The organism is Rhodococcus sp. 27YEA6, assembly GCF_044908235.1.
GTDB classification, from domain to species: domain Bacteria; phylum Actinomycetota; class Actinomycetes; order Mycobacteriales; family Mycobacteriaceae; genus Rhodococcus_F; species Rhodococcus_F qingshengii.
The window spans coordinates 295,161-308,198 of the sequence record NZ_JBIYCY010000003.1 but is presented as its reverse complement, the minus strand read 5'-3'; the positions used below and the strand labels follow the sequence as shown (position 1 = coordinate 308,198).

13 protein-coding genes and 1 pseudogene are annotated in these 13,038 nt (G+C 61.6%); 8 read left to right on the top strand and 6 right to left on the bottom strand.

Going from position 1 to position 13,038, the window contains the following annotated elements; translation table 11 throughout:
• Positions 1-47 precede the first annotated feature (47 nt).
• The 4 genes from ABH939_RS11710 to ABH939_RS11695 all read left to right on the top strand — a co-directional run bounded on the left by ABH939_RS11710 (position 48) and on the right by ABH939_RS11695 (position 3,997).
• Positions 48-1,277 carry an acyl-CoA dehydrogenase family protein gene (locus ABH939_RS11710; RefSeq protein ID WP_007734188.1) on the top strand — a complete coding sequence of 410 codons (1,230 nt, stop codon included), beginning with the start codon at positions 48-50 and terminating at the stop codon, positions 1,275-1,277.
• A complete protein-coding gene (locus tag ABH939_RS11705; protein ID WP_003945582.1) occupies positions 1,277-2,089 on the top strand; it encodes an SDR family oxidoreductase in 813 nt (270 codons plus the stop codon). Before ABH939_RS11710 ends, ABH939_RS11705 begins: the two co-directional genes overlap by 1 nt.
• A gap of 76 nt (positions 2,090-2,165) precedes the next feature.
• The gene (locus tag ABH939_RS11700; protein ID WP_404649642.1) at positions 2,166-2,837 is read left to right on the top strand and encodes a TetR/AcrR family transcriptional regulator; all 672 of its coding nucleotides are present in this window, start codon (positions 2,166-2,168) and stop codon (positions 2,835-2,837) included.
• Between the two features lie 11 nt (positions 2,838-2,848).
• Positions 2,849-3,997 (top strand): acetyl-CoA C-acetyltransferase, encoded by a 1,149-nt coding sequence (locus tag ABH939_RS11695; protein WP_007734192.1) that lies wholly within the window; start codon positions 2,849-2,851, stop codon positions 3,995-3,997.
• A 54-nt stretch (positions 3,998-4,051) separates the two neighbouring features.
• On the opposite strand, the gene ABH939_RS11690 is transcribed toward ABH939_RS11695, so the two are convergent.
• On the bottom strand, positions 4,052-4,369 hold the full coding sequence (locus ABH939_RS11690; protein ID WP_073512010.1) for a DUF4333 domain-containing protein: 318 nt from the start codon (positions 4,367-4,369) through the stop codon (positions 4,052-4,054).
• 97 nt (positions 4,370-4,466) lie between these two features.
• A complete protein-coding gene (locus ABH939_RS11685) occupies positions 4,467-5,867 on the bottom strand; it encodes a cytochrome P450 (protein WP_007734205.1) in 1,401 nt (466 codons plus the stop codon).
• Between the two features lie 96 nt (positions 5,868-5,963).
• On the opposite strand from ABH939_RS11685, the gene ABH939_RS11680 reads away from it, so the two are divergent.
• Positions 5,964-6,551 carry a TetR/AcrR family transcriptional regulator gene (locus ABH939_RS11680; protein ID WP_003945528.1) on the top strand — a complete coding sequence of 196 codons (588 nt, stop codon included), beginning with the start codon at positions 5,964-5,966 and terminating at the stop codon, positions 6,549-6,551.
• Between the two features lie 47 nt (positions 6,552-6,598).
• Here ABH939_RS11680 and ABH939_RS11675 read toward each other — a convergent pair whose 3' ends face one another.
• Both ABH939_RS11675 and ABH939_RS11670 read right to left on the bottom strand, forming a co-directional pair.
• Positions 6,599-7,609 carry an ABC transporter substrate-binding protein gene (locus tag ABH939_RS11675; RefSeq protein WP_202426981.1) on the bottom strand — a complete coding sequence of 337 codons (1,011 nt, stop codon included), beginning with the start codon at positions 7,607-7,609 and terminating at the stop codon, positions 6,599-6,601.
• An 82-nt stretch (positions 7,610-7,691) separates the two neighbouring features.
• Positions 7,692-8,570 carry a bile acid:sodium symporter family protein gene (locus tag ABH939_RS11670; RefSeq protein WP_003945620.1) on the bottom strand — a complete coding sequence of 293 codons (879 nt, stop codon included), beginning with the start codon at positions 8,568-8,570 and terminating at the stop codon, positions 7,692-7,694.
• 132 nt (positions 8,571-8,702) lie between these two features.
• Between ABH939_RS11670 and ABH939_RS11665 the strand changes: the two genes are divergently transcribed.
• Genes ABH939_RS11665 through ABH939_RS11655 form a run of 3 tightly spaced genes read left to right on the top strand, consistent with a single transcriptional unit; the run spans position 8,703 to position 10,917 of the window.
• On the top strand, positions 8,703-8,975 hold the full coding sequence (locus ABH939_RS11665; protein ID WP_003945457.1) for a DUF2277 domain-containing protein: 273 nt from the start codon (positions 8,703-8,705) through the stop codon (positions 8,973-8,975).
• Positions 8,976-8,980: 5 nt separating this feature from the next.
• Entirely contained in the window at positions 8,981-10,402 is a 1,422-nt protein-coding gene (locus ABH939_RS11660) for an alpha/beta hydrolase (RefSeq protein WP_007734212.1), read from the top strand.
• Between the two features lie 23 nt (positions 10,403-10,425).
• On the top strand, positions 10,426-10,917 hold the full coding sequence (locus ABH939_RS11655; protein WP_404649641.1) for an NUDIX domain-containing protein: 492 nt from the start codon (positions 10,426-10,428) through the stop codon (positions 10,915-10,917).
• Between the two features lie 384 nt (positions 10,918-11,301).
• Here ABH939_RS11655 and ABH939_RS11650 read toward each other — a convergent pair.
• Together ABH939_RS11650 and ABH939_RS11645 are read right to left on the bottom strand one after the other, a co-directional pair.
• Positions 11,302-11,628: pseudogene (locus ABH939_RS11650) on the bottom strand (transglycosylase family protein); the annotation flags it as partial.
• Positions 11,629-12,111: 483 nt separating this feature from the next.
• Positions 12,112-13,017 carry an oxygenase MpaB family protein gene (locus tag ABH939_RS11645; protein WP_003945519.1) on the bottom strand — a complete coding sequence of 302 codons (906 nt, stop codon included), beginning with the start codon at positions 13,015-13,017 and terminating at the stop codon, positions 12,112-12,114.
• Positions 13,018-13,038: the final 21 nt, after the last annotated feature.

Genomic DNA, 13,038 nt, shown 5'->3' with positions numbered 1-13,038 from the left:
TACCTGACACGCTACCTAGCAAGTGCTTGGTAGGTTATCTTACATATGTGGACCAGAGCGAGAGCCCGGACGGGCAGATGACGGACGACGAGTTTGCGGCCACGGTCGCGCAGTGGTTGGCCGAGAACTTGACGGGCAAATTCGCCCAGCTCAAGGGTAAGGGCGGCCCCGGCAGTGAGCACGAGTTCTTCGAGCAACGACTCGAGTGGGACAAGCACCTCGCAGCGTCGGGGTGGACGTGCCTCGGGTGGCCGAAGGAGTTCGGCGGGCGGGGAGCAAGCATCTCCCAGCAGGTCATCTTCCATCAGGAGTACGCGAAGGCCGGTGCGCCCGCTCGCGTCAGCCACATCGGTGAAGAGCTGCTCGGCCCGACGCTGATCGCGTACGGCACCGACGAGCAGAAGCGCCGATTCCTTCCTGGCATCAACACGGTCAGTGAACTGTGGTCGCAGGGCTACTCCGAGCCCGGCGCCGGTTCCGACCTCGCGAACGTCTCCACGACCGCACGCCTCGAAGACGGCAAGTGGATCATCAACGGCCAGAAGGTGTGGACCTCACTGGCTCACGTCGCGCAGTGGTGCTTCGTGGTCTGCCGCACCGAGGTGGGCTCCAAGCGTCACCAGGGGTTGAGCTTCCTGCTTGTCCCGTTGGATCAGCCCGGTGTGACAGTTCGGCCCATTCAGCAGCTCACCGGCACATCGGAGTTCAACGAGGTCTTCTTCGACGACGCCGTTACCGATGCCGATCTGGTGGTCGGGGAACCCGGCGAGGGCTGGAAGATCGCGATGGGGCTGCTCACCTTCGAGCGCGGTGTATCCACGCTCGGACAGCAGATCGGATTTGCCCGCGAGCTCCAAGGCGTCGTCGACCTGGCGAAAGCCAATGGCAGTGACCAGGATCCGCACATTCGCGAAAAGATCGCCCGCGCGTGGGTCGGACTGCGCGTGATGCGCGCCCACGCGATGCGCACTCTCGACGCGGTCGACGCCGGAACCGGTGGCGGAGAAGCGTCCGTCGCAAAACTGTTGTGGGCCAACTGGCATCGTGATCTGGGACAGCTGGCGATGGACGTGCAGGGTGCGTCGTCGTTGGTTGCACCGTGGGCGGATTCCGAAGGCAATGCCTCGGACATCACCGATCCCGAGCACCTCGAGCTCGACGAATGGCAACGACTCTTCCTCTTCACCCGCGCCGACACGATTTACGGCGGCTCCAACGAAATTCAGCGCAACATCATTTCCGAGCGCGTGCTCGGTCTTCCTCGAGAGGCCCGTTAATGTCTGACACCAAAGCCGCGTCCCCGCTTTCCGTTGCGCCGGAGGAAACCCCGGGCCACGGACTGCTCGCGGGCAAGAAGGCGATCATCACCGCCGCAGCCGGAACCGGCATCGGTTTCTCCACTGCGCGCAGGGTGCTTCTCGAGGGCGGCGACGTTCTCGTCTCCGACTTCCACGAGCGTCGACTCGGCGAGACGGTGGAGAAGCTGAAGGCCGAATTCCCCGGTCAGCAGGTCGAATCGATCATCTGCGATGTATCGAGCACCGAGCAGGTCGACGCGTTGTTCGTCGGCGCCGCCGAGAAGTTGGGACGTATCGACATCGTCGTCAACAACGCGGGCCTTGGCGGTGAAACTCCCGTCGTCGACATGACGGACGATCAGTGGGATCGCGTTCTCGACATCACCCTCAACAGCACCTTCCGTTCGACGCGCGCCGCCCTGCGGTACTTCAAGAGCGTTCCCCACGGCGGTGTTCTGGTGAACAACGCGTCCGTTCTCGGTTGGCGCGCGCAGCATTCCCAGGCGCACTACGCCGCAGCCAAGGCCGGCGTCATGGCGCTGACTCGGTGCAGCGCCATCGAAGCAGCGGAGTACGGAGTCCGTATCAACGCGGTCTCGCCTTCCATTGCGCGTCACGCGTTCCTGGCGAAGGTCACCAGTGAGGAACTGCTCGACCAGTTGGCTTCCGGTGAGGCCTACGGCCGCGCCGCGGAGGTCTGGGAGATCGCAACGGTCATCGCGATGCTCGCCAGCGATTACTCCACCTACATGACCGGCGAGATCGTCTCCGTTTCTTCGCAGAGGGCCTAGCGTCCCCGTGCGCGGTTAAGGAGCCCCTGGACTCGCTGACCGCGCACAGGGGAAGGCCCTGGATAGGATTGAATACATGACGCCACCTCGAAATTCCGACGAATCAAACGGTAAGTCCGGGCGCCGCGACGAGCTGCTCGAGATCGCGGCGGGGCTCTTCGCCGATCGCGGAGTGCGCGCGACGACCGTCCGCGACATCGCCGCCGCCGCCGGGATCCTGTCCGGCAGCCTGTATCACCATTTCGATTCCAAGGAGTCGATGGTCGACGAGATCCTGCACCAGTTCCTCGACGAACTCTTCGGAAAATACCGCGAGATCGTCGCGGCGGGGTTGGACAGTCGCGCGACGCTCGAAGCACTGGTCGTGACGTCGTACGAGGCCATCGACGCCTCACATTCGGCTGTGGCGATCTACCAGGACGAGGTCAAGCACCTCGTCGGGAACGAGCGCTTCGCTTACCTGGCCGAGCGCAACACCGAATTCCGGGACCTGTGGGTCGGCGTCCTCGAAGCCGGCGTCGCGGACGGGACCTTCCGCTCCGACATCGACGTCGAATTGGTCTTCCGCTTCATGCGCGACACCGTGTGGGTCGCGGTTCGCTGGTACCGCCCTGGTGGATCCCTCTCGGCTCACGCCGTCGCGGCTCAATATCTCGCGATCGTGCTCGACGGGCTCTCCGATCCGGCCACAACTTCAGACGCTATTGCTGAATCAACTTCAAGAACTATTGCTGCACAACGAAACTAGGAGCTAACGCTATGTCCGAGGTTTACATCGTCGACGCCATTCGCACACCGATCGGCAAGAGGGGCGGCGCGCTGTCCGGCGTGCACCCCATCGATCTCGGTGCGCACGTCGTCAAGGCACTGGTCGAGCGCACCGGTATCGACCCCAGTGACGTCGACGACGTGATCTTCGGTTGCGTCGACGCCATCGGCGGCCAGGCCGGCAACATCGCCCGTATGTCCTGGCTCGCAGCGGGATTCCCGGAGCACGTTCCCGGGGTGACCGTCGACCGTCAGTGCGGTTCGAGCCAGCAGGCAGTGCACTTCGGCGCTCAGGCCATCCTGTCGGGCACCGCGGATCTGATCGTTGCCGGCGGCGTTCAGAACATGAGCCAGATTCCGATCTCGGCAGCGATGATCGTCGGTCAGCAGTACGGATTCGACACGCCGACTTCGGGTTCGGTCGGTTGGACCGAGCGCTACGGTGACCAAGAGGTCTCGCAGTTCAAGGGCGCCGAAATGATCGCCGAGAAGTGGGACATCAGCCGCGAAGAGCTCGAGAAGTGGGCCCTGCAGAGCCATGAGCGCGCCAAGGCTGCAATCGCCGCGGGTCGTTTCGACAACGAGATCGTCGCCATGGGCGACGCGACCGTCGACGAAGGACCCCGCGAGACCAGCCTCGAGAAGATGGCGACGCTCAAGGTTCTCGTCGAAGACGGACGCATGACCGCGGCAGTGGCCAGCCAGATCTCCGACGGTGCGAGTGCGCTGCTGCTGGCGTCGGCGGAAGCGGTGGAGAAGTACAACCTCAAGCCCCGCGCCCGGATTCATCACCTCAGCGCACGCGGCGACGACCCGATCTTCATGCTCAGTGCGCCGATCCCGGCCACGAAGCATGCTCTCGCGAAGGCCGGCCTGAGCATCGACGACATCGACATCGTCGAGATCAACGAAGCTTTTGCCCCGGTCGTCCTGGCCTGGATCAAGGAAATCGGCGCAGATCCGGCCAAGGTCAACGTCAACGGCGGCGCGATCGCACTCGGTCACCCGCTCGGCGCGACCGGCACCAAGCTGATGGCAACCCTGCTCAACGAACTCGAGCGCACCGGCGGTCGTTATGGCCTGCTGACCATCTGTGAAGGTGGCGGCACCGCGAACGCGACGATTATCGAGCGTCTCTGACGCCTTGCTGTGCGCCTTTATTAACCGCCGGCGGTTAATAAAGGCGCACAGCAGTTAGTTGTTCGGCGCATCCGCGACCTTGATGTCGAAGTTCGCACTTTCACCGTCAACGCTGGTCACGGTAGCTGTGACGTCGTATTCGGTGCCCTGCTCGGTCAGGATGCACGTGATCGATGCGCCGACTTCGGCGTCGAGGTTCTCCGGACACGTCACGTCGTCGGGTGGCTCGCCGATCTTCTCGGCTAGTTGAGTGGAGATCTGACTTGCGACTTCGGACTTGTCCACTTGCGGCGTCCCGACGCTTGCCGAGCAAGCTCCCGTGGCCAATGCCGCCGAGAGTAAGACGATTCCCACTGCAGGCCTCTTTGTCATGTGAACTCCCAGGGTGCGCCGGTGCTCGCTGCTGCCACCTCAGGGATTACCGCATTCGGGACTGTTCAACCGAGTTGCGCGACGCAGTTTTGCGAGGTCAGCGTCGGCGGACCGTCAAGTTGAAGCCTTCGGGCATCAGGGTGAGCCGTTCGGCTACCTTCAACTCGTAGTCCGGATCGGCCTCGATCGTGTATTTCTGCAAGATGGTGCCCAACACGAGGACCGCTTCGTGAATGGCGAATTGTCTTCCGATGCAGGCGCGTTCACCCGTTCCGAATGGCTTGTACACGTGCGCCGGCCTGGCTTTGATGTTGGCAGGCAGGAAGCGATCCGGATCGAACGCCTCGGGATCGTTGCCCCACACCGGATCACGATGAAGTGACGGGATGAGCACGAGCATCCAATCGCCCTTCTTCATCGGATACTTGCCGACGAGCGTCGTGTCTTCGAGCGCCGCGCGCCCGTAGGCGGGAGCGGTCGGCCACAGACGCAATGATTCGTCGAGGACGCGTCGTACGTATCGAAGTTTCGCGATCTTCTCGAAGGCGGGCTCCTCGCCCTCCCATACCTTGTCGACCTCGGCTTGCGCCTTGGCCAGCACGTCAGGGTTTCGTGACAGGTAGTACAGCGCGAACGACAATGCGCCGGAGGTCGTTTCGTGTCCGGCGACGAGGAAGGTCACGACCTGATGGCGGATGTTCAGTTCGTCGATACGGTTGGGATCGTTCTCGCGTGCCGCCCGCAGCATCAGTTCGAGAAGATCTTCGGGCCCCGGTTCGGTACTTGTCCGCCGGGCACGGATCACTTCGTCCACAACCTCGGCCATGTACGCCTTGCGGACCTCGTCACGTTGATCGGCGCGACGTGCGAGCACTCGCCCGAGGGCGGTCGACTTCAGGAACGTCGTGCGCTGCGAATGGGAGAGTGCGCCGACCATTGCCTTGACGAACGGATGCTGTTCTTCACGTTCGAAGGAGTCGAACGAGTAGCTGAATCCAGTGCGTCCGATGGTCTCCAGCGTCAGCTTGGTCATGTCTGCGGAGACGTCGATGGGGGAGTCACTTTCACGACTGTCCCAATGGTCGACCAACTCGCCGGCTACGTCGAGCATGGTGCGGTGGTACGAGCGCATCGCAGTCTGGCTGAACGCCGGTGCCAGGAGATTGTGCGCCTTGCCCCAGTTGGGTTCGTGGTTGTACGCCGTGAACAGGCCGTCGCCGCCGATTCCGCGGAGTGCTTTGACTCCAGGTGCAAGGTGCTTCGCGAACCGGGACTCGTCGGACAGTTCTGCCACCATGTCCGCGCCCGAGGCGAAGACGAAGCGATTTCCCAGGACATTTCTCTCGAAGATCGGGCCGAGTTCGCGGCCGATGCTCACGGAGTTCTGCAGCGGTGTCCGGATATTGATCCCGAGAACGTCCCCGAGGACCGGCAGGCGCCACGCCGGATGCGGGATCCGAGCATCGGTCGTCGCCTCTGGAGTGGTGTCGACGCTCATTGTGTGTCCCCCGGGGTGAGATCGCTTACTGAATTGATGTCTAGTACGCAAAGTACGCCTTACTGAATCGGTGTCAAGTAGTAATCTGACTTGCCTATGGTCGCACCACGAAAACGCCTGGACCGAGAGCAGCGGCGCACGCAGTTGCTCGACATCGGCGCGCAACTTTTTGCCGATCGCTCGTACGAGGATGTGTGGATCGAAGAGGTCGCCGAGATTGCGGGCGTCTCGCGCGGGTTGATGTACCACTATTTTCCGACCAAGCGAGACTTCTTCGCCGCAATCGTCGAGCGCGAATCGCAGCACCTGCTCGAGGTGACCGCACCCGATGCGACGCTACCGGTGCGCGAACAGGTGGCAGCCGGGTTGGACGCCTACTTCGCGTACGTGAAGTCGCACAGCAGGGGAGTGCGCGCCATCAACGTCGGGACGCTGTCGGCCGAGGCCGGTATCCGGGCGATTGTCGAGCGCGAACTCGAACAGCAGCAGATTCGAATCCTCGATGCACTGGGATTCGAGGGCGAAAGAAGACAGCTCGCTGCCGTTGCAGTTCGGGGATGGATCGCGTTCGTCCGAGCTGTCTGCCTCGACTGGCTCGATCAACCTTCCATACCGCAGGAAGAGTTGAGAGTGATCTGTCTGCGGACCCTCTCCGGAGCGTTGGGCATCGACCTCGAAACGTGAAATGCCGACCGCGCGGGAGCGGCCGGCATTTCCACGGACAAGTCTGATCAGTCGAGCGTCGAATAGAGATCGTCCCAGCCCTTGGCGACGTACATGTTGGTGTAGATGGACCCGTAGTACGTACTTCCTTGCAGAACGGTGACGTTCCCGGCCTGCACAGCCGGAAGTCTTTGCCACAACTTGGTGTCCGAGAGTTGTTCGAAGGTGGTGTCATTGCTGTCTGTGACAGAAACCATGAACGCGTCGCAGCCTTGCAGACGATCCATCTCTTCGATGCTCAGTCGTCCCTGATTGTCGAAACCGGTTGTGTTCAATGTTCTTCCGCCGATATCGGCGAGCGTCATGTCGGTGGGTTGACGATTCTTCTTTCCCGTTTCCTCCGACACGGGCAGGCTGTCGATGTAGATCGTGGCCTTGTCCGGACTGTAGGACAAGCTTGCGACGGTCTTGCCCGCGATCGCCGAAGCGTGTCGAGAGCGGATGTCGGTGATCAGAGCGTCATAGTCGGTGATCAGGCGATCCATGGTGGGTGTTCGGCCCAGCCAATCGGAGAGCCGGGTCAGGTTCTCCCGCCACGTCTGCTTCGATTCGGTCGTCAGGACAGGAGCGATGGCTTGGAGCTTTGCGGCGGGCCAGTACTCGTTGTCGGCGTTGACGCAGATGATGAGATCGGGTGCGAGTCCGAGGATCTGCTCCAGATTGGGCTTGTCGCTGAGGTATTCGGCCGAGCCGTCGACGGGAACCCACTTGGTGACGGGCGAGATGTTGTATCCGAACACCGGTAGTTCCAGGGCAATGGCGAGCTCGAGGTCGGTTCGGGCGTCGACGGCCAAGACCCGCTTGGGGTTGGTAGGTATGTCGTAGGTCCCCAACGGCGTGGTGACGGTGCGCATTTGAGCGTCATCATCGGCCCCTGAACCGTCGCTGGAACTGCAGGACGACAGAATAGTTGCGACTGCTGCCATCCCGGCTCCGATGCCGAATTGGCGACGGGTAAGTGCGTCGACTAGCTCTTGCCAGACGCGTTCGTCCGGCACGGTAGGTGTGTTGGTCAGCATTTTTTCGATACCCTTCGGTCTGAGTCCGTATCGATCGTAGGGTTGGCGATACCAGATCACCTATATCGAAAACCGCCTGATATTAGTCGATTTCGGCCATGGTCCGTGACTTTCGGGTGATTGCGGCGCCGAAGGCTGCAGCGAGCGGGAACATCAGAACGCCGTACACCGCGGCCGGTACTGCCAATTGCACGTTGTCGAGGAGACTGACGGCGATGGTGATCGCCAACGTGCTGTTGTGGATGCCGATTTCCATGGAACTGGCGATGGCCTGACGATCCTCGATGCCGAATATCCGGGGAACGACGTAACCGATCGAGAGGCTCAGTAGGCAGAACAAGGCAGCGACGACGCCGATGTCGACGAGATAGTCCGCGATGTTCTCGCGCTCGGAAACAACCGTTCCGACGATCACCAGTGCCAGAACCACCGCGGATCCGATGCGGACGGGCTTGTCCATGCGCTCGGCAAAGGCGCTCGAGCGCAATCGAACCCACATTCCGAGGGCGACAGGAATCAGTACGACGGCAAAGACCTGAAGTACCTTCGTGAACTGCAGTCCGAGGGTGCCGTCCGCGTCCTCGGGTTCGAAGTAGCCCAACGCGAAGTTGGTGATGAGCGGAAGGGTGACCACCGCTATCACCGAATTGACCGCAGTGAGTGTCACATTGAGAGCGACATCGCCGCGGAACAGATGGCTGAACAGGTTTGCCGTGGTGCCGCCCGGTGATGCGGCGAGGAGCATCATGCCGACAGCGAGCAGCGGGTCGAGGTCGAACAACGTGACCAGACCGAAGGCCGCGGCCGGGAGCAACAACAACTGACAGATCAGGGCAATCGAGACGGCTTTCGGCGCTTTTGCCACGCGGGCAAAATCTCCGACCGTCAAGGAAAGTCCGAGGCCGAACATGATGATGGCGAGTGCGGCGGGTAGGCCGACGGAGGTGAGTGCAGAGTCCATGAGTTAGTGGCTACTTCCAGTCACTGGGGGAATTTCACTGAAACTACCGTGATGCCCGGATCTGCGTGGCAGTTTGGATACATTGATGTATCGAACCGTGACGACGTCGGTGAGCAGGGTTATCGTCGAATTATGTGCCGAAACATCACTGAACTTCGTGGACTCGAGCCCGCTGCTACGCCGGAGGAGATCGAGGCGGCCTCTCGCCAATACGTACGTAAGGTGAGCGGAATAGCCAAGGTGTCCGACGCGAACCGAGACGCCTTCGAACAGGCGGTGCGTGAGGTGACCGAAACGACGACGCGCCTGCTCAGTGCGTTGCCGCCTCGCAGACAGCCACCTCAGACCGTCCCTCCGTTGCGTCGCCCGGAAGTACAGGCTCGGATCGCTGCTCGTTCGTCCTGACCCGAGTGGATCTCACAGATATCGACGTATGGGACGTCGAAGCCTTGGATCAACTGTCTGCTGGGTTGGAAGGCGTTCTGGTCGCTCACCGCGTTCGCGACATCCGTCGACGGCTGGATACGCTGCGCAAAGAGGCCGTCGCCGACGACTTGCATATTCGTCAGGATGGAACCGTCTCTGCCGTTGCGCCCATCGCCGACGGTCACCCGCTCCACGTGCACGCCCAGTTGCTCGAGGTCGCAGTTCGAGAACTGATCGGTGAGGCACTGCTGGTCAGCGCGGATCTTCATCATGCGTTGTCTCTGCGGTCTCAGGTCGGCACCGACCTCCGTGACAAAGCTGTGCGTGTGGGGGAGGAGTGGCGAGCGTTCAGCCCTGATCGGCAGCGTCAGATGTTGCGTCATGCACCAGGCCTGATCGCCAACCTCGACGGCATTCCTGCTGCGATTCGCAGCCCGGCCAATCTCGATCGAATTCAATCGGAACGAGCACGGCTGCAAGATGATTCAGTCCGAATCTCGCAAGAACTTCACCGCGAGTTCTTCGGCGGCAGACTGAGTAACACCGGGGCGGGCCAGTGGTACGCCGAACGCAAACTCGAGGATCTGGACGCGCTCGACGAGTTGTTTCGCGCCGAACCTGATCGACGGTTACTGCTCATGGACATGCGCTCGGGCGAACGCGGCTTCGCTGCAATTGCGATCGGTGATCCGGACACAGCGGATCACATCTCCGTGACGATTCCCGGACTGAACACCAACGTCAAGGACTCGATGCGCGGAATGGTCGGCGAGGCAACGCGATTACGAGCCGAGGCGATGCGGCAGCTCGAACTGGCCGGCCGAAAGGAAAGCGTGGCCACCATCGCCTGGATCGGATACGACGCGCCACAGGTGATCGGGCCGGGAAAGTTCGACATCGGTCGGGCCAGCTTCGACGTCAGTCGATCGTCCAAGGCCGGCATAGCCGCCGACGCATTGGGCAGCTTTTTTCACGGTCTTCGTTCTGCGTCGGTCAACGACGGAGTCCATATCACCGCGTTGGGCCACTCCTACGGATCCCTCGCGACTTCTCTTGCGCTGCAACGCGGGGCAAGCGCAGCGGTCGACGACGTGGTGTTCTACGGTTCACCCGGGGTGCGAGCCAAGGTGGAGTCGGACCTCGGTATCGCCGACCGGCACGTCTACGTCATGAAAGCGGAAGGCGACAGTATCGCGGGGTTCGGCCGTTTCGGTGGCGATCCGACGCGCACCGAGTTCCATCGGTTGTCCACGGCCGAGGGGATCACCCCGGATGGAGTGAAACACGAGCGGGCGTTCGGGCATGCGGAGTACGCGAGGACAGGGGACAACGGAGAACTGCGGATGTCGGGATACAACCTCGCGGTTGTGGTTGCCGGACTGCCGGAGTTGGCCGTCATGGCCTGACCTGCTGACTTACAGTGGCACTCATGCGTCTGAGGCATTCGGCCAGGGGGTTGGCCGTTGACGACCAGTCCCGTCTTCTGCTTTACCGATTCATCGCGCCCGGGGGCGGGCTTACGGTCTGGTGTCCTCCGGGCGGAGGCTTGGAAGGAGACGAAACCCCGTCCGAGGCGCTCGCGCGCGAATTGGACGAGGAGATCGGCTTGCGCGACTACGGCGCAGCCACCCATCTGTGGCATGAGGAGATCCGTGACCCGGCGATATTGCCGGGTTGGGGTGGTGCGATCAACGACTACTTCCTCGTGCCGGTGGCGACCGCATTCGAGCCCTGTGGGTCGTTGGGGCGCGAAGCGCTGGCCGCCGAGCTGGTCGAGCACTTCGAGTGGTGGAGCGTTGACCGTCTCTTGTCACACAGTGGTCGAGAAGTGTTCGGGCCACGCGATTTACCCGACCGGTTTGCACGCCTGGTCAAGGATGGGCCATCGAGTGCGCCGGATCGATTTGTTCGGTCGCCGTGAGGGATGCGAGGTAGCGATTGAAAACGAACATTTCGGCATAGAAACACGGCTACGCTGGGGTTATGGAGCACTACGTGCGTGAGGACCCCATCCCGTACGCTTCTACGGCTGCGCTGGTCAGTTCTCACAACCGGTTGGCGAGGGCGGCCCAAAAATTGTGGATGGCTCTCCGAGGGCTGATGCGTGATCGGAAGGCGAGTCAGTACACCTCGCTCGCTCCGCGTCATCCCGACGGATCACATACCGCTGTAACATCTTTCAACAGTAGTGGTGGTGGGGCCGGATCAGGCGGGGCATGAAGGTCGCTAGTGCGACGCTGCCCGGGGCCCGTCGAATTCTCGACGAACACCGGGCAGTGACGCACTACTCGAACTGGGGTCAGCGGAGGTACTGTCCGCACACCGGCCACGCGCCGGCGCCCTGACCGGCAAGGACGTTTTCAGCAACGCGGACCTGTTCTGCCTGGCTGGCGTTGGCGGCGCTGCCCGCTCCGCCGTAGGCCTCCCACGTGCTCTGGCTGAACTGGAGTCCGCCGTAGTAGCCGTTTCCGGTGTTCGCGGCCCAGTTGCCCGAAGATTCGCATTCTGCGACACCCGACCAGTCGTGGGTGGCTGCGGATGCGGTGCCTGCGCTCAGTCCGAGGGCTCCGGCTGCGAGGGCTCCGGCTGCGGCGACAGAGGCAAGTGCACGGGTAACGGTGGTCTTGGTCATTTTCGGTAAATCCTCTCGAGTCCCGCCGACGGAGGACGGTGACCGTCTCAGCTCCGCTCCCACCTCTAGGAATGTTGTCGAGTCCGAACCGCGGGGTGGGACGGGCGGTGGCGATTCGGTAATGCCCGGTTGATCGGGCTGTCACCAACCATAAGAGATGATTACGGATTGGTCACGGGTCGGCGTGTCGACACATGTTTGTGCAACAGAAATGCATCAAAGAGTGTTTTCCCAGGTCGCGTGGCGATATGCCACCTCTCCCGGCGTTACATAAACGAGATAAAATGTGATGCAAGTCACCTGAAACGTGCCTCGACGGCGTCGATATGCGGCGGATGTGACACTCGATAAGCCCGGTTTGTCGGCTTTTCGACCCGGTTTCAGTCGTGCTGGAACCCATGTCCAGCCGTGATCTGTTGTCGACCGACCGACCCGATTTACCTGTAGGGCAGCAGAATTGACAACGAATAACGCGCTGCTGGCTCAGACGAGATTCTTGCTCGCCTTGATCCGGCGGCGAATGTCGCGCATCTGAATGGTGTTGCCGGCCTGACGAACGGAGCGTGGGATGAACCTGTTGACGAACGACACGAAAATGAAGAGGTGTTCGAACCGGCGGCGGTCGTCTTCGGTCCACTCGAGATCGAGTTGGTCGCGGTAGATCGGTGGAAGGAATCCGACCGTCAGGAACCGCAACAAGTTTCGGAACACCAGGCGTATCGGCCACGCGATCATCTGTAGGTTGACCAAGTCGATCAGGTACTGCTTGGTGCGTTCGTCGATGACGACGCGTTCGCAACCGAGGTTCCAGTAGCGCTCGAAGTCGGCACGTGTGGCCGGCCACATCTCTTCGGTGACCTGCAGCGTCGTTCCCAAAGTTGACGCGGACTTGTAGAACGACTCCGCCTGTTCTTCGGACATCTTGCCGTGCAGCAACTGATGACTGTCCTCGAAACCGATGAACAGGCATGCAGCAACCCATAATTGGAGTTCGCGATTGAAGGCGTTGTACTTGACCGGGCTGTTTGAATCCGACTTCACATGTCGGTGCACCGAGTTCACGGCCTCGCGGTAAGCCTTTCGCTCTTCCTCGTCACCCAGGATCGCGACCGTCAGGTACTGCGTCGTGGTTCGTGCACGCTTCCACGGATGCGCTGTCAGAGCACCCGATTCGACCTTGCTCTCCATGACGCCGTACGCCACCTCGGGCCAACCGAGTTGTAGGATGACGTTGGCAGCGGCTCCGGCGAACGACCAGAAATCGAGTGCGTCGGTGATGTGTGCGGGCTTACGTGCCCACCGTCTACGCTCGGCCGTGATGGTGATGCGTGTCTGATCGGTGCGAAGCGACGACTCGGACTTTTCCGAATCCAGGTAGTGAGTGGGCATGGATCTTCCTCCGCGTGTGGT